Here is a 22,015-nt window from a genome sequence, read left to right as displayed (position 1 = left end):
CGCTTCATTGTCCGTCCTCAAGTTGGATCGGACTCTAATCGATGGTGGAGGAAAAATCCCGTAGCAGGTCAGCTGGTTCTCAAGGAATGTTTTTGCACATGTTCGATCAAGCTGTCAGTCCCGGGCCGCTGTGGTCCGATGCTACTCCCATCAGGTCGGAATTGTTCAGCCTCGAGCGGCTGGAACAGCATGCCATAACGCTTGCGGCGCGTCAGACCGTTATTGCGTCTCCGCCAAAGGTCTCGTCGCTCCACAAGCGCCTGGCGGACAACGCGCGAGCGCTGCGTCAGGCATATCACGACAACGCAGACGATGCCGCGAGCGGGCGACCGACGGTCCCCGCAGCGGACTGGCTTTTGGACAACTATCATCTGGTCGAAGCGCAGATCCGCGAGATCCGCGTTGACCTGCCGCCCGGCTACTACCGGCTGCTGCCGAAACTGCAGTCGGGGCCATTTGCAGGCTACCCCCGCGTCTTCGGGATTGCTTGGGCTTTTGTTGCGCATACGGACAGCCACTTCGATGCCGAGACACTGCGCCGCTTCCTAATCGCCTATCAAACGGTCCAGCCCTTGACGATCGGTGAATTATGGGCCGTTGCCATCACCTTGCGCATCGTTCTGGTCGAGAACCTACGCCGTCTGACCGACCAGATGGCCCTGGGCCGGCAGGACCGCAGCCGTGCGGATCAACTGGCCGACCGCATCCTGGCGCCGGGAGGGGGGCATCCCGACCTGCTGTCAGGTGCAATTGCTAACCCAATGTCGGAATTGTTCGCGGCTCAGTTGGCCGGACGGCTGAGGCTGCTGGACCCTGACGTGACCCCCGCAGTGGGCTGGCTCTCGGAGCGATTGGCGACACAGGGTGCCTCAGTCGACAGCGTTGTGCGCCATGCGCAGGAACGGCTAGGCGCGTCGAACGTGACGCTGCGCAACATCATCACCGCCTTTCGAGGCTTGTCCGCCACCGACTGGAGCACGCTGTTCGAGGATGTCAGCCTCGTCGAAGCGCATCTGCGCCGCCATCCCGGCCATGCCCGCATGGATTTCGCCAGCCGCAACCTCTACCGCAGTGCAGTTGAGGAGCTGTCGCGCGGTAGTGGCCGGAGCGAGACGCAGCTTGCCGATATGGCGGTGACCCTGGCGGCCGACAGCACGCGCGATACCCCGGCCGCCGATCCCGGCTGGCACCTGATCGACGCGGGCCGCCCGGCGCTGGAACGGGCGGTGGGCTTTCGCCCGCCGCCTCGGCTGTGGCTGCGAAGGCTGGGTATATCCGCGGGCCTGTCGGGCTATCAGGGGCTGATCGCGGGTACCACCGTCATACTGACCGCGCTGGCCGCGTGGCTGACCGGATCAGGCTGGCCTTGGCTGATCGCGATGATCATACCTCTTTCTGCGCTGTCGATAGTGATGGTTGATGTGATGGTCGCGCGGTCCGTGGGGGCCGCGTTGCTGCCGGGCCTGGACCTGCGCGAGGGTGTCCCGCCCGCGATGCGCACGCTGGTCGTCGTGCCGGTGATCATGACGAACGCCCAAGCTCTGCAGAGCCAGTTCGACAATCTCGAGATCCACCACCTGTCCGGGACTGGCGGCGATCTGACCTTTGCGCTGCTGACGGACGGGGCGGACGCGCCGCAGCAGGACATGCCGGGCGACGCAGATCTGCTGGCACTGGCGGCGCGGCGGGTCGCGACGCTAAACGCTGCCCATGCCCCCGGTCCCGCCGGTCCGCGCTTTCTGCACCTGCACCGCGACCGCCGGTGGGACCCGGCCGAAGGCGTCTGGATGGGCTGGGAACGCAAGCGCGGCAAGCTGGCCGAGCTGAACCGCCTGCTGCGTGGCGCATTCGATACCAGCTATCGCCGCTCCGACACGCTGCCGCAGGACGTTCGCTTTGTCATCACGCTGGACGCCGATACGCGGTTGCCGCGTGACGCGGCGGCACGTCTGATCGGCAAGATTGCGCATCCGCTGAACCGCGCGCGTCTGGACGCGGCGCGGGGCATGGTGGTCGCCGGATACGGCATCCTGCAGCCGCGGGTGACGCCCGCGCTTGGGTCGGGCATCACGCCCTATCTGGCCGCGACGTCGGGGCCGGGGGGGATGGACCCCTATGCCTCGGCCGCGTCCGACGTGTTCCAGGACCTGTTCGGACAGGGATCGTTCACGGGCAAGGGCATCTATGACGTCGACGCGTTCGAGGCCGCGATGGCGGGCCGCATCGCGCCGGGCACTGTCCTCAGCCACGATCTGCTGGAGGGGGTGTTCGCCCGCGCGGGCCTGGCCTCGGACATCGAGGTGGTCGAGGCGTTCCCCGCCCGCCACGACCTGGCCGCCGCCCGCCAGCACCGCTGGACCCGCGGCGACTGGCAATTGGCAGGGCGCGTGACGGACTCAGCCACGCCCATGCTGGGACGCATCAAGATCGCCGATACCCTGCGCCGATCGCTGCTGGCGCCCTTCACGCTGGCCGCGCTGCTGGCAGGCTGGCTGTCGCCGCAGCCGGTCGCGGCGACGGCGCTGCTGCTGGTCGTGCTGGCCCTGCCCTCCATCCTGCCCATGCTGCTTGGCATGATGCCGCGCGGTCCATCCCCCGATATGCGCAGCCACCTGCGCCAATCGGCGGGCGATGCGCGCGCGGCACTGGCACAGCTGGCATTGACGCTGGCCATGCTGCCCGACACCGCGTGGCGCATGGGCGACGCGATCCTGCGCACCGCATGGCGCATGCGGGTGTCACGCCGCCACCTGCTGGAATGGACCACCGCTGCGCAGGATCAGGTCGGGCCGCGCCCGGACCTTGCCGCGCTGGCGCGCCGCATGGCGGGCGGTCTGGCGCTGACCGTGATCGTCGTGGCGATTGTCGCGGCGATTGCCCCGGCCGGGATGCCACTGGTCCTGCCCTTTGCCCTGCTGTGGCTGGCCGCACCCCTGATCGCGCAGCGCAGCGGGCGGGTGCAGCCCCCCGATGCGCGGCCCCTATCGCCCGAATCCGCGCGGGCCCTGCGCCTGACCGCGCGTCGAACCTGGCATTTCTTTCAGACCTTCGTGACGGCCGAACACCGTCACCTGCCGCCCGACAACCATCAGGAAACGCCGGTGCCGCTGACGGCGGCCCGCACCTCTCCCACGAATATCGGCCTCTATCTGCTGTCCTGCGTCGCTGCGCGGGATTTCGGCTGGATCGGCCTGCCCGAGACGGTGTCCCGCCTGCAACAGACGCTGGAATCAGTTGCAGCGCTGGAAAAACTGAATGGCCACCTGTTCAACTGGTACGATACGATCGATGGTACGGTGCTGGCCCCGCGCTATGTCTCGACCGTGGACAGCGGCAATCTGGCCGGGCATCTGATCGCGCTGGCGCAGGCCTGCCAGGACTGGGCCGACGCGCCCGACCAAGACGTACGCCCCGGCCTGCTGGACACGCTGGACCTTGCCCGCCCGGATGGCGACCCCGAGCTGGTGGACCGGATCGCGGCCGCCATCACCGCGCCGCAGCCCGAATGGGCCGCGATCGTGCGCCTGACCCGCAGGGCCGGCACGGATTGCCCGTGGCTGGCATCGCTGCATCATCAGGCGGCGGCGCATCTGGCCGATCCCGACCCCGACCTGTTGGACGCCCTGCGCGCATTGGCCGTGCAGGCGCATGACATGGCTTGGGCCATGCAGTTCGGCTTTCTGCTGGACCCCGACCGCAAGCTGCTGTCGATCGGCTTTGCCCAGTCCGAGAACACCCGCGACCGCAGCTGCTATGACCTGCTGGCGTCCGAGGCGCGGCTGGCCAGCCTGTTCGCCATCGCCAAGGGCGACATTTCCGCAACCCACTGGTTCCGGCTTGGCCGCCCGGCCGTCCCGATGGCGGGCGGCGCGGCTCTGCGGTCGTGGTCGGGGTCGATGTTCGAATACCTGATGCCGATCCTGGTCATGGACGAACCGCCGGGCAGCCTGCTGGATCAGTCGAACCGCCAGTCGGTCGTGGCCCAGCAACGCTATGGCCGCCGCCGCGGAGTGCCGTGGGGATTGTCGGAATCCGGTTTCAACGCGCGCGACCTGCAGATGAATTACCAGTATTCCAGCTTTGGCGTGCCCGATCTTGGCCTCAAGCGGGGGTTGGAGGCAGATCTGGTCGTGTCGCCCTATGCCAGCGCGCTGGCCGCGATGGTCGATCCGCAGGCGGCGGCAGACAACCTGGCGCAACTGGCCGATTTGGGCGCGGTGGGGCCCTTCGGCTTTTACGAGGCGCTGGATTTCACGCCCCTGCGCCGCCCCGCCGGGCAGGCCGTGGCGCTGGTGCGCAGCCACATGGCGCATCACCAGGGCATGACCATCGTCTCCATCGCCAACGTGCTGCAGGACGGGCGCATGCGCGCGCGGTTCCACGCCGAACCCGCGATCCGCGCGGCCGAACTGCTGCTCCAGGAACGCATCCCGCGCAACATTCCCGCCGCGATCCCCCGCTCGGACGCCAGCGCCCCCCGCCCGGCCTCAACCGAGGACATGCAGCGCATGGCCGTGATCGAGGGGGCGCCCCACGGGCCGCCGGTCGCGCATATCCTGTCCAACGGCCGCTATGGCGTGACCCTGACCGCCACGGGCGGCGGCACCAGCCGGTGGGGGCCGCTGGCGGTCACGCGGGCCGGGGCCGATCCCACCTTCGACGAGGGCGGCAGCCGCCTGTGGATCCGCGATCTGCGCACACAGGCCCTGACCCGGATCGGCGGCGCGGACCCCACCGATCACGCCCGCGTCGAGTTGTTTGAGGATCGCGTGCTGTTCCAGCGCCAGGACGGCCCGCTGTCCACTGCGCTGGAGGTGCTGGTGTCGGGCGAGGACGATGCCGAGGTGCGGATGCTGACGCTTACCTCGACCGCCCGCGTGCCGATGTCGCTGGAGCTGACGTCCTATGCCGAGCTGGTCCTGACCACGCCGCAGGCCGAGGCCGCGCATCCCGCCTTTGCCAAGATGTTCGTGCAGACCGAATACCTGGCCGAATACGGCGCGCTGATCGCGACCCGCCGCCCGCGCAGCCCGGACGAGCCACGCATCTGGGCCGCCCATTTCGCGGTGGTCGAAGCCACCCAAGCCGCGCCCATGCAGTTCGAGACAGACCGCGCTGCCCTTCTGGGCCGCGACAACGATCTGCGCCACGCGGCGGCTCTGGCATCGGGGGCCACGCTGCAGGGCGGGGTCGGCACCGTGCTGGACGCGGCCTTCGCGCTGCGCCATCGCATCACCATCGCACCGGGCGGGGCGGCGCGGCTGGCCTTCTGGACGGTGGTGGCCGACACGCGGGCGGGCCTGATCGACCTGATCGACCGACATCATGACCGCAACGCGGTCGACCGCGCGCGGACCCTGGCCTGGACCCAGGCCCAGGTGCAGCTGCGCCATCTGGGGATCACCACGGCCCAGGCCGCGGCGTTCCAGGCGATGACCGCGCCGATCCTGTGGCCGGACGCCCGGTTCCGCGCCCCGGCGGGAACCGGGGCGCCAGGCAAGCAGTCCGTGCTGTGGTCGCAAGGCGTGTCCGGCGATCTGCCCATCGTGCTGATGCGCATCGCGGATCAGGCCGACATGGCGCAGGTCGAACAGGTCCTGCTAGCGCAGGAATACTGGCGCATGAAGGGCCTGGCCGTGGACGTGGTGATGCTGAACGAACACCCGGCGTCCTATGTCCAGGGCCTGCAATCGGCCATCGAGGCCGCACTGCGCGGTGCCCGTCCGCGGGCGCAGGCCGAAGCGCCGGGCGGTCAGGTCCATGCCCTGCGCCGCGACCTGCTGCCGCCCGAGGTCACCGCGCTGCTGCTGGCCACTGCCCGTGTGGTGCTGATCGCGCGCAACGGACCGCTGGCCGATCAGGTGGCCGCGATGGCCGCACCGCTCGCCAAGGCCGTCCGCATGCCCCGCGTGCCGCACGGCGCGCCGCCCCGGACCGACGCCGCAACCGGCCTAGCCGAGACGCTGGAGTTCTTCAACGGCACCGGCGGCTTTGCCCGCGACGGGCGCGAGTACGTGGTGATCCTAGACCAAGGCCGGACCACCCCCGCGCCCTGGATCAACGTGATCGCCAATGACGGCTTCGGCTTTCACGTCTCGGCGACCGGCGCGGGCTGCACCTGGGCCGAAAACAGCCGCGAAAACCGCCTGACCCCCTGGTCCAACGACCCGGTCACGGACCCCGCGACCGAGGCCTTCTTGATCCGAGACGACGACACGGGCGCGGTCTTTTCGCCCACCGCCCGCCCGCTGGCGGGACCGGGACGGCACGTGGCCCGTCACGGCATGGGCTATAGCCGGTTCGACCATCACGCAGGCGGTCTGGCGCTGGAGCTGTTGCAATTCGTGCCGTTGGAGGGTGCCGTCCGGATCTCGACCCTGCAGATCCGCAACCTGGGCACGCAGCCCCGGCGGCTGACCGTGATCGCCTGCACGCAGCCGGTGATGGGTGTCGCCCGCGCCGGGTCGGCGCAGCATCTGGTCAGCGAATGTGATGCCGACACCGGGGCCCTGCTGGTCCGCAACCCGTGGAACGTGGCCTTTCCCGACCGGGTGATGTTCGCAGACCTGATAGGCGCGCAGACCGCCGTCAGCGGCGACCGGGCCGAGGTTGTGGGACCGGATGGTGCGCTGTCCGCCCCGACCGCCCGCCTGTCGGGGCGCGCAGGCGCGGGCCTGGATCCCTGCCTGTCGCTGGAAATGCCGGTGCTGTTGGCGCCGTGCGCCACGGTGCAGGTCGGGCATCTGCTGGGACAGGCGCCCACGACCCCCGGTGCACAGGCGCTAATCGCCCGCATGCGCGACGCGGACCCCATAGACCTGTTGGCGCAGGTCGAGGCGCATTGGCAGTCGGTCACCGGCACCATCCAGGTGTCGACCCCGGACCGGGCCATGGACATCATGGTGAACGGCTGGCTGCCCTATCAGACGCTGGCCTGCCGCATCCAGGCCCGCGCGGCATTCTATCAGGCCAGCGGCGCATACGGCTTTCGCGATCAGTTGCAGGACGGCATGGCGATGACGCTGGCCCAGCCTGCACGGGTGCGCGCGCATCTGCTGCACGCAGCATCCAGGCAGTTTCCGCAAGGCGATGTGCAACACTGGTGGCTGCCCCATTCGGGTCAGGGGGTACGCACCCGCATTTCGGACGATTGCGTCTGGCTGGCGCATGCGGTGGCGGATTACGTGGCGGTGACCGGCGATCTGGACGTGTTGGACCAAGACCTGCCTTATCTGGACGGACCCGCCGTAGCGGCGGGTCAGCACGATGCGTTCTTCCTGCCCGACCTGTCCGCACAGCGCGGCACGCTGTGGGATCACGCCGCCTTGGGGCTGTCCCGCGCCATCGCGCAGACCGGAGCCTTGGGCCTGCCGCTGATCGGCACGGGCGACTGGAACGACGGCATGAACCGCGTCGGCGAGGCCGGACAGGGAGAGAGCGTCTGGCTGGGCTGGCTGCTGCTGGACGCGCTGCGCCGCATGGCGCGGCTGGCCGATGCCCGCGACCCCGAGATCGCGGCCGAATGGCGCGACCATGCGGACCGGCTTGCCGCGGCGCTGGAGACGCATGGCTGGGACGGCGACTGGTACCGGCGCGCGACCTTCGACGATGGCAGCTGGCTGGGATCGGCGGCCTCTCCGGCCTGCCGGATCGATTCCATCGCGCAAAGCTGGGCCGTGCTGTCCGGCGGCGCCGACCCCACCCGCGCCGCCCGCGCCGCCCGCGCCATGGGGTCGCTGGAGACGCAGCTGGTCGTCCCCGATCCGGGGCTGGTCCTGCTGTTCACGCCGCCCTTTGACGGGGCGGCGACGGGCAATGACCCCGGCTATATCGCGGGCTATCCGCCGGGCCTGCGCGAGAATGGCGGTCAGTACAGCCATGCTGCCATGTGGGCGATCATGGCGCATGCCCGGATGGGCAATGGCACGGCGGCCGCGCGGCTGCTGGCGATGGTGAACCCGATCAACCATGCGCTGACCCCGCAGGACGCCGGACGCTATCGGGTCGAACCCTATGTCGTGGCGGCCGACGTCTATTCCGTCGCGCCCCATGTCGGGCGGGGCGGCTGGACTTGGTATACCGGTTCCGCCGCCTGGATGTACCGGGCCGCGACCGAGGGCATCCTGGGCATCCGGCGCCGCGGCGGCCATTTGGTGATCGCCCCCTGCCTGCCGCAGGACTGGCCTGGCATCACCGCGCGCCTGCAGGTCGATGGGACGACGATCACGGTCGACGTCACGCGAGGCGGCGATGCCGATCGCTGTCCCTGCGCCTTTGTCCCGCTGGACGGGGGGTGTCACGCCATCACCCTGATCCTGTCGTGAGGTTCAACCGCCTGATCTGGATCAAGGCGCACCCTGCCCCGGCGGGCGATGATCCGGGCCAGACAGACCGCACCGGAACGACCCCCATGCACGCCGCCCAGCCCCTTGCCGCCCCACGGCACGCATGACCCGCGTGGCCCCGACGCTGACCGTCGATCCGCAGGGCCCGCGCCTGGTCCTGTCGGGCGATCTTGTCGTCTGGACCCTGGGCCAGCTGCCCCCACAGGACGCGACCGGGATCGACCTGGCCGCCCTCGCCCGCCTGGACACCGCCGGCGCGTGGGAGCTGGCGCGACGACGCGCGGCGGGGACGGCCCTGACCGGCCTGTCCGCGCGGCATGCCGACCTGTTGGCTGCTGTGACGGCGGCGCTTCCCGTGGCCGACCCTCCGCCGCCCGCCCTGCCCCCTGGCGGCGCATGCTGCAGGCAACGGGACAGCGGGTCACGGGCGCGGGCCTGTCCCTGGTCCAGCTGGCCGAATATCTGGGTCGCACCCTGTCCGCGCTGGCGCGCGCATTGCGCCATCCGACGCGGTTTCCGCTGACGGCTCTGGTCCATCACGCGCAGGAAACCGGCCTGCGCGCGGTGCCCATCGTCACGGTCATGTCCTTCCTGATCGGGGTGGTGCTGGCCTTTCAGGGGTCCGACCAGCTGCGCCAGTTCGGGGCCGAGGTCTTTGTGGTGGACCTGATCGCGATCTCTATCCTGCGGGAACTGGGCATCCTGCTGACCGCGATTGTGGTCGCGGGGCGCACGGCCTCGGCGCTGACGGCGTCCATCGGTTCGATGAAGATGCGCCAGGAGATCGACGCCATGCGCACCCTGGGGCTGGACCCCGACACGGTGCTGATCCTGCCGCGCATCCTGGCGCTGGTCATGGTGCTGCCGATCCTGGGGCTGATCTCTGCGGTCGCGGGGCTGCTGGGCGGCGCGATGATGTCCTGGGTCGAGCTGGGCATATCCCCGGCTGTGTTCCTAGCCCGGCTGGCCGATATCAGCGTGACCCATGTCGTCGCCGGGCTGACCAAGGCGCCGGTCTTTGCCCTGATCATCGGCGTGATCGGCTGTCACGCGGGGATGCAGGTCGGCAAGGACGCGGAATCCCTGGGGCGCATGACCTCGTCCGCGGTGGTCAGCGCGATCTTTGCGGTCATCATCGCGGATGCGGCGTTCTCGATTTTCTTTGCGCGGGTGGGGCTGTGAACGAGGCCGTTGTCCAGGTGCGGGGCCTGCGCACGCAATTCGGCAGCCACGTCGTCCATGACGGCCTGGACCTGGACCTGAACCTGGGAGAGATCCTGGGCGTGGTCGGCGGGTCGGGCACGGGAAAATCCGTCCTGCTGCGGGCCATCGTGGGGCTGGACGCGGTCCGGGCCGGGACCATCGACGTGCTGGGCAACCGCATCGGCACGCTGTCCGGCCCCGACCGGCGCGCGCTGGAACAGCGGTGGGGCGTCATGTTCCAGGACGGCGCGCTGTTTTCGTCCCTGACCGTGCGCGAGAATGTCGAGGTTCCGCTGCGCGCCGTTCCCGGCCTGACCGACGCGCAACGCCGCGGCCTGGCCGAACTGAAGATCGGCATGGCGGGCCTGCCGTGGAAGGCCAATGGCGACATGCCCGCCGATCTGTCGGGCGGTATGCGCAAGCGCGCCGGCCTGGCACGCGCCCTGGCCCTGGACCCCGAGATCCTGTTTCTGGACGAACCCACCGCCGGGCTGGACCCGATCGGGGCGTCGGCCTTCGACCGGCTGATCGTCACGCTGCGCGACGCGCTGAACCTGTCGGTGTTTCTGGTCACCCATGATCTGGACACGCTGCATGCCTGCTGCGACCGGGTCGCGGTTCTGGCCGAACGCCGCGTGCTGACCACCGGCACGATGGCCCAGATGCTGGATGTCGATGACCCCTGGGTTCACGAATATTTCCACGGACCGCGTGCGCGCGCCGTCAGCGGCAAGGATTAGGCGCATGGAAACCAAGGCCAATTACGCGCTGATCGGCGCCTTCACCATCGCGGGGTTCCTGGGGATCCTGGGGTTCGTGCTGTGGTTCGCGCAGCTGCAGCTGGACCGGCAGTTCGCCTATTACGACGTCTATTTCCCCGAAGTGTCGGGCCTTGGCCCCGCGTCCGAGGTCCGCTTTGCCGGCATGCCGGTCGGGCGGGTCGTGGACATGCGGCTGGCGCCGGGAAACCCCCTGCCGGTCCGCGTCCGCATCGAGGTGATCCTGGACACCCCGATCCGCAGCGACAGCCTGGCCGCGCTGGAGGTGCAGGGCGTGACCGGCGTGGCGCTGGTCGCGGTCACGGCCGGGTCGGCCAGCGCGCCCCTGCTCCGCGTCGCGGACACGTCCGAGGTGCCGGTCATCGCCTCCAGCCGGTCGGCCCTGCAGACGCTGACGGACGAAGGGCCGCAGATCATCGCCCGCCTCAGCCTGGTGGCCGAACAGCTGACCCAGATCCTGGGGCCGCAGAACCAGGGGCGGGTGGCCGCGATCCTAGACAATGTCGAACGCTCCAGCGGCAATCTGGATCAGGCGCTGGCGGATGTGGCGGCGGCGGCTGATGCAATCGCGGTCGCGGCAACGGGCATCGCGGCGTTCGGGAACCAGATGGACGGCTTGGGCGGCAGCGCGGCGATCACGCTGGACCGCTTTGCCGACGCCGCCGTCCAGGCGCAAGCGACGCTGGACCGGGTGGACGGCTATGTCCAGGGCGACCTGGCCACGCTGACGCAGGAGTTGCAGCGCGGCGCGGCGGGCCTGGGCGATCTGGCCGATCGGGGGCGGTCCAGCCTGGACCGGCTGGACACAGCGCTGGCCGCCGGGACCGGCGCGTTCGACACCGCTCAACGCGTGATGGGCGGCCTGACGCCCGTCGCCGCCGACCTGCGCACCACACTGAGCGCGGTCACCACCGCCATGACCGGCCTGCCGGAGGACCTGCCCCGCATCGGCGCCAGCCTGCGCGCGGCATCCGACAACGCGGCGGCGGCATTCGCGTCGCTGCGGGGCGTGCTGGACGGCGCGCGCGGACCGGTTCAGTCCTTTGCGGGCGACACGTTGCCCCAGATCACCCGCCTGTCGCAGGACATGCGCACGCTGGTCCAGAACATGGATCAGCTTGTCTCGACCCTGCGGCGCAACCCGGCGCAGCTGCTGTCCGGCCCCCGCACCCCCGAATTCCGCAGATGAGGTTCCCCATGCGCCTGCCGACCGCCCTTTTGTTCGCCGCCACGGCCACCCTGCCCGGCTGCGGCGCGCTATCCGCGCTGCAGGGCGAACCAGAGCGCGACCTGTTCGAGCTGCGCGCCCCGGCAGCGCTGTCCTGCCCGCGGTCCCGCATTGGCGAATTGGTGATCGAACCGCCCAAGGCGCGCGGGACGCTGGACAGCAACCGCGTTATGATCCGCCCTTCGGCCCTGCAGACGCAGTACCTGCCGGATGCCGAATGGGGGGACACGGTGCCCGCCATGCTGCAACGCCTGCTGGTCGAAAGCCTGAGCGCGACCGGCAGCTTTGATCAGGTCGGTCGCGCGCCCCTGGGCCTGTCGGGCGACGTCGCGATGATCAGCGAAGTTCAGGATTTCAACGTCGATATGTCCGCCGACGGCACGCTGATCCGCCTTGGAGTCGGGGCGCAGCTGGTCGATGAGATGGAGGCGAAGGTCATCGCTCGGGGCCGCTTTGCGGCGACCGTGCCAGCCGCCGGCACCCGCACCGCGGACCTGATCCCGGCCTTTGACGCCGCCACGCGTCATCTGATCGGCCAGATGACCGCATGGACGCTGGACGCTGCTGGTGTGGATCCCGGCGCATGCCGCTAGGCGCCCTACCGACACCTACCCCACATCCTGCAACAGGAGATGCGACATGACCGATGTTCGGTTCGATTTCACGGGAAAGACTGCACTGGTCACGGGTGCCGGGTCCGGCATCGGCCGCGCCATCGCGCAGGAGCTGGGCGCATCGGGCGCAACCGTCGTCGTCAGCGACCTTGACGACGACGCATGCCGGACGGTCGTCGACACGATCACCACCGCGGGCGGGACGGCATGGCCCTGCGCCGCCGATGTCGCCGACGAGGACGCAATGAAAGCGCTGGTTGATTTTGCCCGGACCCGCGGCGGCGGCCTGCACATGGCTGTCAACAATGCCGGCATCGGCGGCCCAGACCTGCCCACGGGCGCGTATCCGTCGGACGCCTGGCGGCGGGTGATCGACGTCAACCTGAACGGCGTCTTTCATGGGATGCGCTGGCAGATCACGGCGATGCTACAAACCGGGGGCGGGTCGATCGTGAACATGTCCTCGATCCTGGGCGCGGTCGGGTTCGCGCATGCGGCCCCCTATGTCGCCGCCAAGCACGCATTGTTGGGCCTGACCCGGACCGCGGCGATCGAATATGCCGCGCAGGGCGTGCGGATCAACGCGGTGGGCCCTGCATTCATCGACACGCCGCTGCTGACGGCGAACCTGACCCCCGACGTGCTGGCCGCGCTGGCGGCCCGGCACCCCATCGGCCGCATCGGCACCCCCGAAGAGGTGTCCGCGCTGGTCTGTTTCCTGCTGTCGCGCCGGGCGACCTTCATCACCGGCAGCTATCACCTGGTCGATGGCGGCTATACCGCCGTCTGACCTGGTCCATCCGTGCGTGTCATGGCCCTGTCGCAGGCCATCCGGGCATCCCCCGATCACCCATGGGATGCCAGTCTCAGTCCAGCATGAAAGGTGCCGTCATGTCATGTGATCCCTGCAGGCGACCCGCCCGGATGCGACTGTGCATCGGCGCGACGACGCCAGGATGCTGATCATGGTCCGGGATCGTCTGAAAGCCGCCCTGTTGGCCATTGCCGCGCTTGGCCTGACGGCCGGCCTGGCCCTGTGGGCGGCGGGGGCAGGCCGATCTTTCGAAGGTGGCTTGGTCGGCGGTCGTCACTTCCGTGAGCTTGTAACAAGGACCCTTTGCGAGACGCTGTGTTGCCGTATGCCTGACAGCGGGACGGGTTCTTGGACACTTAGCGGGGACCATGAACGCCGAGGGACGGACGTCAACTGGATTGCGACAGGGGCTCTGTTCCCTCACTGATGATCGCTAGGTATCTTTGGTAGCCGAACACCCGGCCGCGCTTGCGACCAGTGACTTCCGCGACCACGCCTATACGCTGCAAATCTGCCAAGGCAGCATTTACTGTAGGTGCAGACAGTCCGGTCCTTACGACAAGCTGGCTTGCCGTCAGGAAGGGGTTCTGCTGAAACAGTTCGTGGATGCGGAGTGCTGAGCCTGCTCGGTCACTAGCAGCCGTGATCAGATCCCGGTCTTCCTTGAAGAGGCTGACGATCCGTGTCGCTGCATCAAAGGCCTGGTTGGCAGTTTCAGCAACGCCGGTGAGAAAGAAGTCGAGCCACGCTTCCCAGTTGCCTTTCTCCCGCACCTCTTGGAGCAACCGGTAATAATCGGCCCGATGGGTTTTCAAATAGAGGCTGAGGTAGAGCAAGGGTGTCCGGAGGACTTCATTCACGCAGAGATACAGGGTCACCAGCAGGCGTCCGATGCGACCATTGCCATCCAGAAAGGGGTGTATGGTCTCGAACTGAACGTGCAGCAGCCCTGCCTTGATCAACGCCGGCAGCTTCGATTGGTCCTCATGCATGAATCCTTCCAACTCACCAAGGCAGGCGCCCAGCTCCGTCACCGGCGGAGGAACGAATAGGGCATTTCCAGGTCGCGTTCCCCCGATCCAGTTCTGTGTCCGCCGAAACTCCCCGGGATTCTTCGTCCCACCACGGCCGCTTTGCAGCAGTCGCTCGTGCATTTCCCGGATCAGGCGTAAGGACAAGGGAAGCTCTTGTAGCCGCTCCAGCCCATACATCATGGCGTCCACGTAGTTCGAGACCTCACGGATATCGTCGATTGGCTCCCCTGACGCCGCTTCCGTTTCGAAGCGCAGAAGGTCGGTCAGCGTCGACTGTGTTCCCTCGATCTGAGAAGACAGAACTGCCTCCTTGCGGACATACATGTAAAGGAAGAGTTCTTGGCGGGGCAGCAGTATGGTGATGCCATCCAGACGGCCCAAGGCACGTTCAGCCAGGCTCAGTTTTTCGAGCAGCTGCAGAACATCAATGTTCGGCTGCGGCGGGAGGGGCGGTGGAACAAATGCTCGCACGACTTCGCCTGCAACAGAGGTCTCGACGAAGCGGCCATGGCGCTGATTGGGTGAAGGTTCGGTCATAGGCGTAGATTACATTCCGCCCTTATTTAAGCAATGCATCATTTTTCTTAATAATGATCCAGCTTAGGTAAGCAACCTTAAATAGCAAAGCCTGTGGGTGGAGGCTACACGTCCCTCGGTACACTAGGATGCATATGCGCCCTTATTCGTCAGTAGGCTGTAGGAACCTCAAGGTGGCCAGGTCCAGTTCACCAAGTGCTAGCAGTTAATGCTGTGCCGCGACCAACATCAAAAACTGAAAGTTTATACCTTCTGATAGACTGATCCCCCTAGCTTTCAGGTTCCGTGCCGAAACCGCGACACGTCCCTAAAATTCCTTCAACGAGCATTGGCGCTTGCTTCTGCGGCAATTGAACTGAAACTGAAGGTTTCTAGAACCTCTGCGTCCGGCCACGACGGCCTAGACTCGATCATATTTCAAAACGCTCCATGTAAAGTGGGGCAAGTTACGCGTTGGGCGATACCAACCAAAAGTTTAACCCGATAGCGTGGTGGACGAGGGCATGCTGATAACACGCCGACGGCTGGTAAAACTGGCCGCTTCAGCCGTCGTCGCGAAACCGCATGGTGTTTACTCCGGTGCCACCCGCGCTCTTTGGGAACGTTGGGTGCAAAGTTATGTCCGGTCCGGCAGAATCGTAGACGAGCATCAAAGGTCGATCTCTCACTCGGAGGGTCAGGGATATGGCCTTTTGCTTGCGCAGGCTCACGGAGATCGCGACGTTTTTGAGCAGATAGAACGTTGGACGACCAATCATCTGTCTGTCCGCAATGATAGCCTGATGGCTTGGAAATGGCAGCCAGGTGCGGGCAACAATATCCCTGACTGGCACAATGCCACCGACGGCGATCTTTTTCGTGCATGGGCACTGCTTCGAGCCGGACGGGACTCTGGGTGGACAGAGCATACTGACGCCGCTCTCAGAATTGCGCGAGATATTGCACGCCTTTGTCTTGCTCCCGATCCAAGGGCAGCGAATGGACCGCTGCTTCTGCCAGGCGCCGAAGCAAGGCATGCCAAAGATCGTGTGTTGATCAACCCATCCTACATCATGCCACGTGCCCTGCGTGAGCTGGGGGAAGCTGCGGGTGAGCCGGCGCTCGTTCAGGCAGCCGATCACGGAGAGACCGTACTTGCCGAACTGGCAGCCACTGGCTTCCTGCCAAACTGGGTGGATGTGACGCCGGCAGGTTTTACAAAGCCTGTAGAGCATGACTTTCGATGGGGATATGACGCTCTCCGCATCCCTCTCTATCTGGCTTGGTCGGACAGAACCGATCACCCGGCAGTGCGTTCGGCAGCGAGCTTGATGAGCGACGGTGCCTTGCCGGGACATGTCGTCGTTGAGGCGGCACCGCAAGGAGAGGTGCTTCAGGCAAGCGACCGAGTTGGATTCACCGCCATTCGACGCTTGATAGACTGTGCATCTATTGATGCTTCATCAGCACGCATTGGTGCTGACTATTATTCCGATACCCTGCTGATGCTTGTCGATCTGGCTTTCCGGGAAGGGAGATGCAACACGCCGCCGCAATAACGGGAAACATCTCCAGATGGTGGTGACCGTACTAAATTACTCGCTTAAGCTGAGCTGAAAGAAATCATCAGCTTGGGTTGCATCTCTCATGAAATACAGCAGACCAGTTATCGGGATCCTCCTGATCCTCTTGTCGATCTGGGTGATCGTGGGCGAGCAGATGTCCGGGGCGAGCGCGGATGCCGTAGTCAACGCACCGATCGTCACGATCCGGGCGCCGGTTGCCGGAAACCTGACGATCCCCGAGAGACAGTTGGGCGGACGGGTTACGCAAGGCGAGGTGCTGGCCAGCATTGAAGACCCGATCGTCGATCGCGTCAGGCTCAATGATCTGCTGATGGAAGTCCGGCTGGAGGAGGCTGCGCGCGCTCAGATCGCGGAGTTGTTGGCAGAAACCGGTGCCATCCGCGACGACCTGGACCGACGTGCGGACATCTTTCGCACGAACCGGCTGGAAGAGCTGCGAACGCGCCTAACGCACGCCCGATCGCGTCTGGCCATTCTGGAGCAAGAGCAAGCCGCTGTGCCCGACCCGCGCCTGCTGGACGCGGTCGAGGAGGACGACCAGCGCCTGCCTGCCGAACCACGGCTGGATGCGCTGGTGCTTGATCATGCGCGCGAACGCGTGGCGATCCTGCAGATCGCGCTAAACGCTGCGCAACAGGGCGTGTTTCTGGGCGACGGGTACAACGACGCACCCAATGCCGAACAGCGCAGCGTCGAATTGCGCAGTGAAATCGCGACCCTGAACACGCGTCTGGCCGAAGCCGATGCCAGGCTGACCGCGGTCGGTGAGCGTACCGACCGAGAACGTCTGCGGGTCAACAGCCAGATCGGCGGCGATCTGCAAAGCCCTGTAACCGGGATCTTCTGGGACGTGCTTCAGGCCGACGGAGTCAACGTTCAGCGCGGCGATCCGCTGCTGCGGCTCGTGGATTGCAGTTCCACGGTGGTGACCCTGTCGGTGACTGAACGCACCTACAATGATCTGGCTGTCGGCCAGTCCGCGCGCTTCAGACTTGCGGGTTCGTCTGAAGTTCATGATGCCACTGTCGCCCGCCTTGCCGGAAGCGGCGCCGCTACGATCTATCAAGCGATGGCGGTCGCTCCCAGCCAGAAACATCTAGAACGATTCGACGTGGCACTGATCGTTCCTGCACTGCGCGACGGGGGCGCGGACAACTGTGTCATCGGCCAAACGGGACGTGCCTTTTTCGAGACGCGCCCGCTGGACGGCCTCCGCGGGCTATTCAACTGAGATGCCGGACGTCCTGCTGTTCAGCCAGCTGGGGTCTAGCACGGTTCATCTGTTGCTGGTCCTTGGCGTAGGTCTCACCCTCCGATCATGGGTGAATGTCCACGACACCCTGCACCGCTCGATCCTGCTGGGCATCGGCTTTCTGCTGGCCGTTCGCTATATCTGGTGGCGGGGAACCGAGACGCTGGCGCCACCCGGCCTGACCTTGGACATGCTCGCAAGCTGGTCGCTGTTCGCGCTCGAGTTTCTTGCGCTGATGGGATCGGTCAGCGCCTTCGTGATCATGTCGCGCATCAAGATCCGCAGCGCCGAGGCGGACGCCCACGAGGGGTGGTGGGGTGAAACCGAACCACGGGTCGCCATCCTGATTGCCACGTACAATGAGGACCTGGAGGTTCTAGAACGCACCATCATCGGCGCCAAGTTCCTGCGCCATAGGAACAAGGAAGTCCTGGTTCTTGACGACAGCCGCCGGGACTGGCTTCGCGACTATTGCGCGCAACAGCAGGTCCGATACATGCGTCGTCCAGACAACAAAGGGTCCAAGGCAGGCAACATCAACCACGCGCTGCATCGTCTGGCCGAGGACCCAGTTCCACCAGATTTTGTGGCTGTTCTGGACGCTGACTTCGTTCCCCATCGCGGCTTTCTGGGGCGCAGTCTGGCGCTGTTTCATGATCCCGACGTGGCACTGGTCCAGACCCCCCAGCACTTTTTCAACGCCGACCCAATCCAGCACAATCTCGGGATCAGCCAGTCCTATCCCGACGAACAGCGGTTCTTCTTCGATCACATGCAGCCCTGTCGTGACGGGTGGGGGATCGCCATCTGCTGCGGGACGTCATCCATATGCCGCTGGTCCGCGCTTCGCGAGATCGGCGGCTTTCCGACGGAGAGCGTCACTGAAGATTTCATGCTGACACTGGCCTTGCAGGAACGCGGGCTCAAGACCGTCTATCTGTCCGAACCCCTGACCGAGGGGCTCGCCCCTGAAGGGCTCAAGGAATATGTGACGCAGCGCGCGCGCTGGTGCCTGGGGCTGATGCAGATTGCCCGCTCCAGCCTAGGCCCTCTGTCGGCCAGCAAATTGCGCCTGCGCGATCGCTGGAGCGTCATCGATTCGATCTTCTTCTGGATGACCAGCTTCCCGTTCCGCATCGCAGTGGTCGTCTATCCGTTGCTGTACTGGTTCTTCAACATCATCGTGGTGGACGCGTCCCTGCCCGACGTGATCACGTTCTTCGGGTGTTATTTCCTGTGGTCATTTTTGGTCCTTCGGACGCTGATGCCGGGAATGTTCGTACCGATCTTGCATGACGTCAGCCAGTTGATCGGCGCGATCGCGATCAGCCGCGCGGCATTCACCGGCATGTTCCGACCCAAGGGGCATCCGTTTTCAGTGACGGCCAAGGGGGGCGACCGCACCAAGGTCACTGTCCAGTGGGCCTTGATGCGACCGTTCCTGATCCTGCTGGTGCTGACCCTTCTTGGCCTGACCATCGGCATACTGTCTGACCGGTTCGCATTCAACGATGCAGGCGACGGCAAATGGGTCGTAATCTTCTGGACGATCTACAACGTGTTCGTCCTGACACTGACCGTTCTTGCCTGCATCGAGCTGCCGCGCCGGGAACGCCATATCGCCGACTTGCCGGATCGCGCCGTCTTCGTGGTTGAGGGTGATATCCGGCGTCAGTGGATCAGCGCGATGAACATGGATGAGGCCAGACTGCGCGGAAAAATCTATCCTGTAGGCACTGATGCGAAGCTTCGGATCGCCAAAATCGGCGACATTCCCGCCACTGTCATCGCCGAGACGGTGGACGGCAACCGCATCCGCCTTATGCCAACCCCGGACCAGCGCGAAGCCCTGATGCTGCGGTTCTACGCCGAGGGTGCGGCCCCAGGCACGGGGCGCGCTCAGTTGCTCGGGATCCTTTCGGGTATGGGTCGGCGACTGTCGTTCAGCTCTCGCCGCTGACCGGATCGCGCTGCAGGCGTGCCAGCGCGGTTGACAGCTGTGCCGCCTCAACCGTGATGCGGCTATTGGCGGGATAGTCCTGTGAGCCTTCAGAGATCTGCTCTGCCGATGCGGCCAGGCGCGCGATCGGCGCCAGCACGACACGCGCATAAATAAGTGTGATCAGCGTCACCAGCGCCAGGGCGAGAAGCGCCGCATAATGCGCACCGTTTCGGACAAGATCGACCCCGAAGCGGACCGTGCTGGCATCAAGACGACCGATCATCCGCCATCCGAAGCTAGGCAGGTCACCTGATGTGACCTGCGGTACCACGGTCGAGAAATAGTCGCGGCCGTCTGGCCATGTCTCACGCCCCTCGGCGCCGATCCCCGCCTGAGCCGAGCGTAGGATCTGCAAGTCGGCCTCCGTCGGTGCCTGGTCGGAGGACGACGCTGAGATCGCCCCGCTCGGGTTGATCAGGAACAGGTCGATCCCGAAGCGCTCTGCCGTGTCGGCAAGATAGTCTGCTAACCAATCAGCATTGATGTGCATCCCGATAACACCGGCTACGTCGCCGTTCTGATCCAGAACCGGACGTGCCAGGTCAATGAAGCGCAACGGCTGTTCTGCATCCCCACCCAGCAATTGCGCCAATAGAAGTGCATCGTGGACATCGCCCGCGAACCCGCCCGACAGACCGTTTCGGTACCACGGCCGTGCGCTGACATCTTGACCAACCAGCAGGTCGTCGGTCGCTGCGACTACTGTGCCGCCAAGATCGGCATATCCGACCCAAGAAATCCGCGTACCGTCGCCCCCTGCCCCGGCCAGGAGATAGGACAGCTCTTGCGGGCTAAGGGCTCCAGCCCGTTCGGTCAGAAAGACCAGATTGTGCCAATCGCGTTCCAATGTTCGTGCCAGCTCACCTGCAGCAGCTGTCGTACGGAACCGCGAGGCGAAGGCTAAGGTGCTGTCGGTGAACCGGTCCCCCCGCAGCAGGACGAAGCTGGCACAGACCACGGTCACCGCCATCAGGCAGGAAAGGCAGAACAGGATCACAGAACGGCGTAGTGTCAGGGTGGGCATTGCGGTCATTTCAGGCCTCAAAACGTATTTACGGCAATGCCTGCGAACAGCTCTTCTGAGCTTACCTTGTAGCCAAGGCGCAGTTTGAAATGGCTATCCGAGAGGTTCTTCTGCAGGGCAACGGTCGTTTCATGGTAGGAGTTGCTGCCACCCCGCGACAGTTCCACACTCACCCCTGGGGCTTGGAATGTCGCCTGTGTCAGCAGGAACCATGAATCGTTGACGGTGCTGAAGTCGGCCAAGACATAGGTCGCCCCAAACGAGGAGGGGCTATACCGTTCTATCGATGCCTTGGCCCCTCCAGCGATATCGGTGCCCTGCCCGTCTTCTCTCTCGAACCCTATGGTTGGCCCCGCCTTGATGGTCGCGATGTCTCCAAGTGGCCAAGCATGAGTCACGCTGATGGCGCCCGCGCGCCCACCTTCATATTTCACCGCGTTGAAGCCATAACTGATAGCTCCTGTGCTGGAAGCAGCGACAAGCCCTTGGGTTTGACCCCCGAGATCAGCCTGCAGGAAGTACCCGTCGGCGGCCGCCTGCTGCGATAGACAGACGCACAAAGCGATCCCTGCTACGACCTTGAGTTTCAAACAGTCGACCATAACGACTTCCCCAGCACGAATGTTGCTATACAACTAGAACATGTATCGAAGTGCTGTAATAGCCTCAGAATAGTTTCGTTGGTGTTGACTGCAGCTATGAGACTGGCCGGTTTAGGGAAGCATTGAAGGGCAAGGGGATACGTCCCCTGCATCCCGGGCCAGAAGTCGCGCGGCACGGTCCTCTGCTATGACAAGCGCAAATTCAGGCGGCGCAATCGCATCAAGATCCTGTTCGGTCGCCTGCAGGACCGGCGCCGCACTGTTACCCGCTACGACAGGTGTGCAAAGACCTTCCTCTCAGCCGTCGCGCTAGCTGCCTCCCTTATGTTCTGACTTTGCCGATCGATGAGGCTGGAGCCTATCCAGCCAGTCGCGGTTCAAGCAACCCTACTGCTCTTTCCGCTCTCGACCCCCTGCCCGGCGCACGACATCATCCAAGCCCGACATCGCGGCATCGAGATCCGCCATGATCCGGTCCAGTTGGCCCTCGTCTCGTCCTTCCTTAATTCGTTCCAACGCACCGATCTGCTTCATGCGTTCGCTCGACCTCTCGCTGCCGGCAAGCGCACCGCGACGAGCGGCCCCTGCCCCTCCCGCATGTCCCATCCGCGCGGCCAGGGACGGCAGCGCCCAGAACCGGGAGGTGCTGCGGGCGGTGAGGTTGCTGAGGCAGCCGGCATCGACGAGCTCGCCGATCAGCGACAGGGCCGTCCGGCGCGTCACACCCAGATGATCCATGACCATCGCCGAGCTGACGACCGGCTGCGTCTTCAGATAGGTGATCAGGTCGCCAAGGCGCGACCGCCCATGTGCAGACGACGTCATGGCCGAGAGACGCGCCAGCTCGTGGCGCAGGGTCCCCAGATGACCGAGATCATGAGAGAGGCTCCGCGTGGTTGCCTCCAGAAACGTGGCCAACCCGGTCACCGGCGACCAGACCCGAAAGCCGGTGCGGGTCAGCGACACGGAGGGCGGCACGATCCACCCGGCCGCCGCCGGCATCAGCAGGCCCCCTG

Annotated in this window: 12 protein-coding genes and 2 pseudogenes; 10 read left to right on the top strand and 4 right to left on the bottom strand. The window is 65.7% G+C overall.

Going from position 1 to position 22,015, the window contains the following annotated elements:
* Nucleotides 1–356: 356 nt before the first annotated feature.
* The 6 genes and pseudogenes from FHD68_RS10575 (at nucleotide 357) to FHD68_RS10550 (ending at nucleotide 12,959) form a co-directional block, all read left to right on the top strand.
* Nucleotides 357–8,324, top strand: coding sequence for a glycoside hydrolase family 94 protein (locus tag FHD68_RS10575; RefSeq protein ID WP_244297819.1), 7,968 nt, complete (start codon nucleotides 357–359; stop codon nucleotides 8,322–8,324).
* Nucleotides 8,325–8,448: 124 nt separating this feature from the next.
* Nucleotides 8,449–9,527, top strand: a pseudogene (locus tag FHD68_RS19965) (MlaE family ABC transporter permease).
* Nucleotides 9,524–10,288: an ABC transporter ATP-binding protein gene (locus FHD68_RS10565; RefSeq protein WP_139085688.1), complete on the top strand. Its 765-nt coding sequence runs from the start codon at nucleotides 9,524–9,526 to the stop codon at nucleotides 10,286–10,288. Before FHD68_RS19965 ends, FHD68_RS10565 begins: the two are co-directional and overlap by 4 nt.
* A 4-nt stretch (nucleotides 10,289–10,292) precedes the next feature.
* Entirely contained in the window at nucleotides 10,293–11,516 is a 1,224-nt protein-coding gene (locus tag FHD68_RS10560; protein WP_139085686.1) for an MlaD family protein, read from the top strand.
* Between the two features lie 8 nt (nucleotides 11,517–11,524).
* Nucleotides 11,525–12,148, top strand: coding sequence for an ABC-type transport auxiliary lipoprotein family protein (locus FHD68_RS10555; protein WP_139085683.1), 624 nt, complete (start codon nucleotides 11,525–11,527; stop codon nucleotides 12,146–12,148).
* Between the two features lie 46 nt (nucleotides 12,149–12,194).
* A complete protein-coding gene (locus tag FHD68_RS10550) occupies nucleotides 12,195–12,959 on the top strand; it encodes an SDR family NAD(P)-dependent oxidoreductase (RefSeq protein WP_139085681.1) in 765 nt (254 codons plus the stop codon).
* 413 nt (nucleotides 12,960–13,372) lie between these two features.
* Here FHD68_RS10550 and FHD68_RS10545 read toward each other — a convergent pair whose 3' ends face one another.
* Nucleotides 13,373–14,554 carry a Fic family protein gene (locus tag FHD68_RS10545; RefSeq protein WP_139085679.1) on the bottom strand — a complete coding sequence of 394 codons (1,182 nt, stop codon included), beginning with the start codon at nucleotides 14,552–14,554 and terminating at the stop codon, nucleotides 13,373–13,375.
* 503 nt (nucleotides 14,555–15,057) lie between these two features.
* Here FHD68_RS10545 and FHD68_RS10540 point away from each other — a divergent pair.
* From FHD68_RS10540 to FHD68_RS10530, 3 genes are all read left to right on the top strand, one after another.
* Nucleotides 15,058–16,092, top strand: coding sequence for a family 8 glycosyl hydrolase (locus tag FHD68_RS10540; protein ID WP_139085676.1), 1,035 nt, complete (start codon nucleotides 15,058–15,060; stop codon nucleotides 16,090–16,092).
* An 88-nt stretch (nucleotides 16,093–16,180) separates the two neighbouring features.
* The gene (locus tag FHD68_RS10535; RefSeq protein WP_139085674.1) at nucleotides 16,181–17,350 is read left to right on the top strand and encodes an HlyD family secretion protein; all 1,170 of its coding nucleotides are present in this window, start codon (nucleotides 16,181–16,183) and stop codon (nucleotides 17,348–17,350) included.
* A 1-nt stretch (nucleotide 17,351) separates the two neighbouring features.
* Nucleotides 17,352–19,331 (top strand): glycosyltransferase family 2 protein, encoded by a 1,980-nt coding sequence (locus FHD68_RS10530; RefSeq protein WP_139085672.1) that lies wholly within the window; start codon nucleotides 17,352–17,354, stop codon nucleotides 19,329–19,331.
* Here the strand turns inward: FHD68_RS10530 and FHD68_RS10525 are convergent.
* Together FHD68_RS10525 and FHD68_RS10520 are read right to left on the bottom strand one after the other, a co-directional pair.
* Nucleotides 19,315–20,397, bottom strand: coding sequence for a cache domain-containing protein (locus tag FHD68_RS10525; RefSeq protein WP_167550392.1), 1,083 nt, complete (start codon nucleotides 20,395–20,397; stop codon nucleotides 19,315–19,317). The genes FHD68_RS10530 and FHD68_RS10525 overlap by 17 nt on opposite strands.
* 17 nt (nucleotides 20,398–20,414) lie before the next feature.
* Nucleotides 20,415–20,987 carry a hypothetical protein gene (locus FHD68_RS10520; RefSeq protein ID WP_139085668.1) on the bottom strand — a complete coding sequence of 191 codons (573 nt, stop codon included), beginning with the start codon at nucleotides 20,985–20,987 and terminating at the stop codon, nucleotides 20,415–20,417.
* Between the two features lie 122 nt (nucleotides 20,988–21,109).
* Here FHD68_RS10520 and FHD68_RS10515 point away from each other — a divergent pair.
* Nucleotides 21,110–21,332 (top strand): annotated as a pseudogene (locus FHD68_RS10515) (transposase); the annotation flags it as partial.
* A 54-nt stretch (nucleotides 21,333–21,386) separates the two neighbouring features.
* Here the strand turns inward: FHD68_RS10515 and FHD68_RS10510 are convergent.
* A partial coding sequence (locus FHD68_RS10510) for a helix-turn-helix domain-containing protein (protein ID WP_208863761.1) occupies nucleotides 21,387–22,015 on the bottom strand: 629 nt, incomplete at its 5' end.

The sequence above is a fragment of the Paracoccus marcusii genome (assembly GCF_006151785.1).
Lineage (GTDB): Bacteria > Pseudomonadota > Alphaproteobacteria > Rhodobacterales > Rhodobacteraceae > Paracoccus > Paracoccus marcusii.
This window is presented reverse-complemented; position numbering and strand designations above follow the sequence as displayed.

Bases quoted from the DNA above. Each gene is read 5' to 3' on its own strand.
- FHD68_RS10560 (WP_139085686.1), top strand. From the start codon at position 10,293: ATGGAAACCAAGGCCAATTACGCGCTGATCGGCGCCTTCACCATCGCG.
- FHD68_RS10555 (WP_139085683.1), top strand. From the start codon at position 11,525: ATGCGCCTGCCGACCGCCCTTTTGTTCGCCGCCACGGCCACCCTGCCC.
- FHD68_RS10550 (WP_139085681.1), top strand. From the start codon at position 12,195: ATGACCGATGTTCGGTTCGATTTCACGGGAAAGACTGCACTGGTCACG.
- FHD68_RS10545 (WP_139085679.1), bottom strand. From the start codon at position 14,554: ATGACCGAACCTTCACCCAATCAGCGCCATGGCCGCTTCGTCGAGACC.
- FHD68_RS10540 (WP_139085676.1), top strand. From the start codon at position 15,058: ATGCTGATAACACGCCGACGGCTGGTAAAACTGGCCGCTTCAGCCGTC.
- FHD68_RS10535 (WP_139085674.1), top strand. From the start codon at position 16,181: ATGAAATACAGCAGACCAGTTATCGGGATCCTCCTGATCCTCTTGTCG.
- FHD68_RS10530 (WP_139085672.1), top strand. From the start codon at position 17,352: ATGCCGGACGTCCTGCTGTTCAGCCAGCTGGGGTCTAGCACGGTTCAT.
- FHD68_RS10525 (WP_167550392.1), bottom strand. From the start codon at position 20,397: ATGCCCACCCTGACACTACGCCGTTCTGTGATCCTGTTCTGCCTTTCC.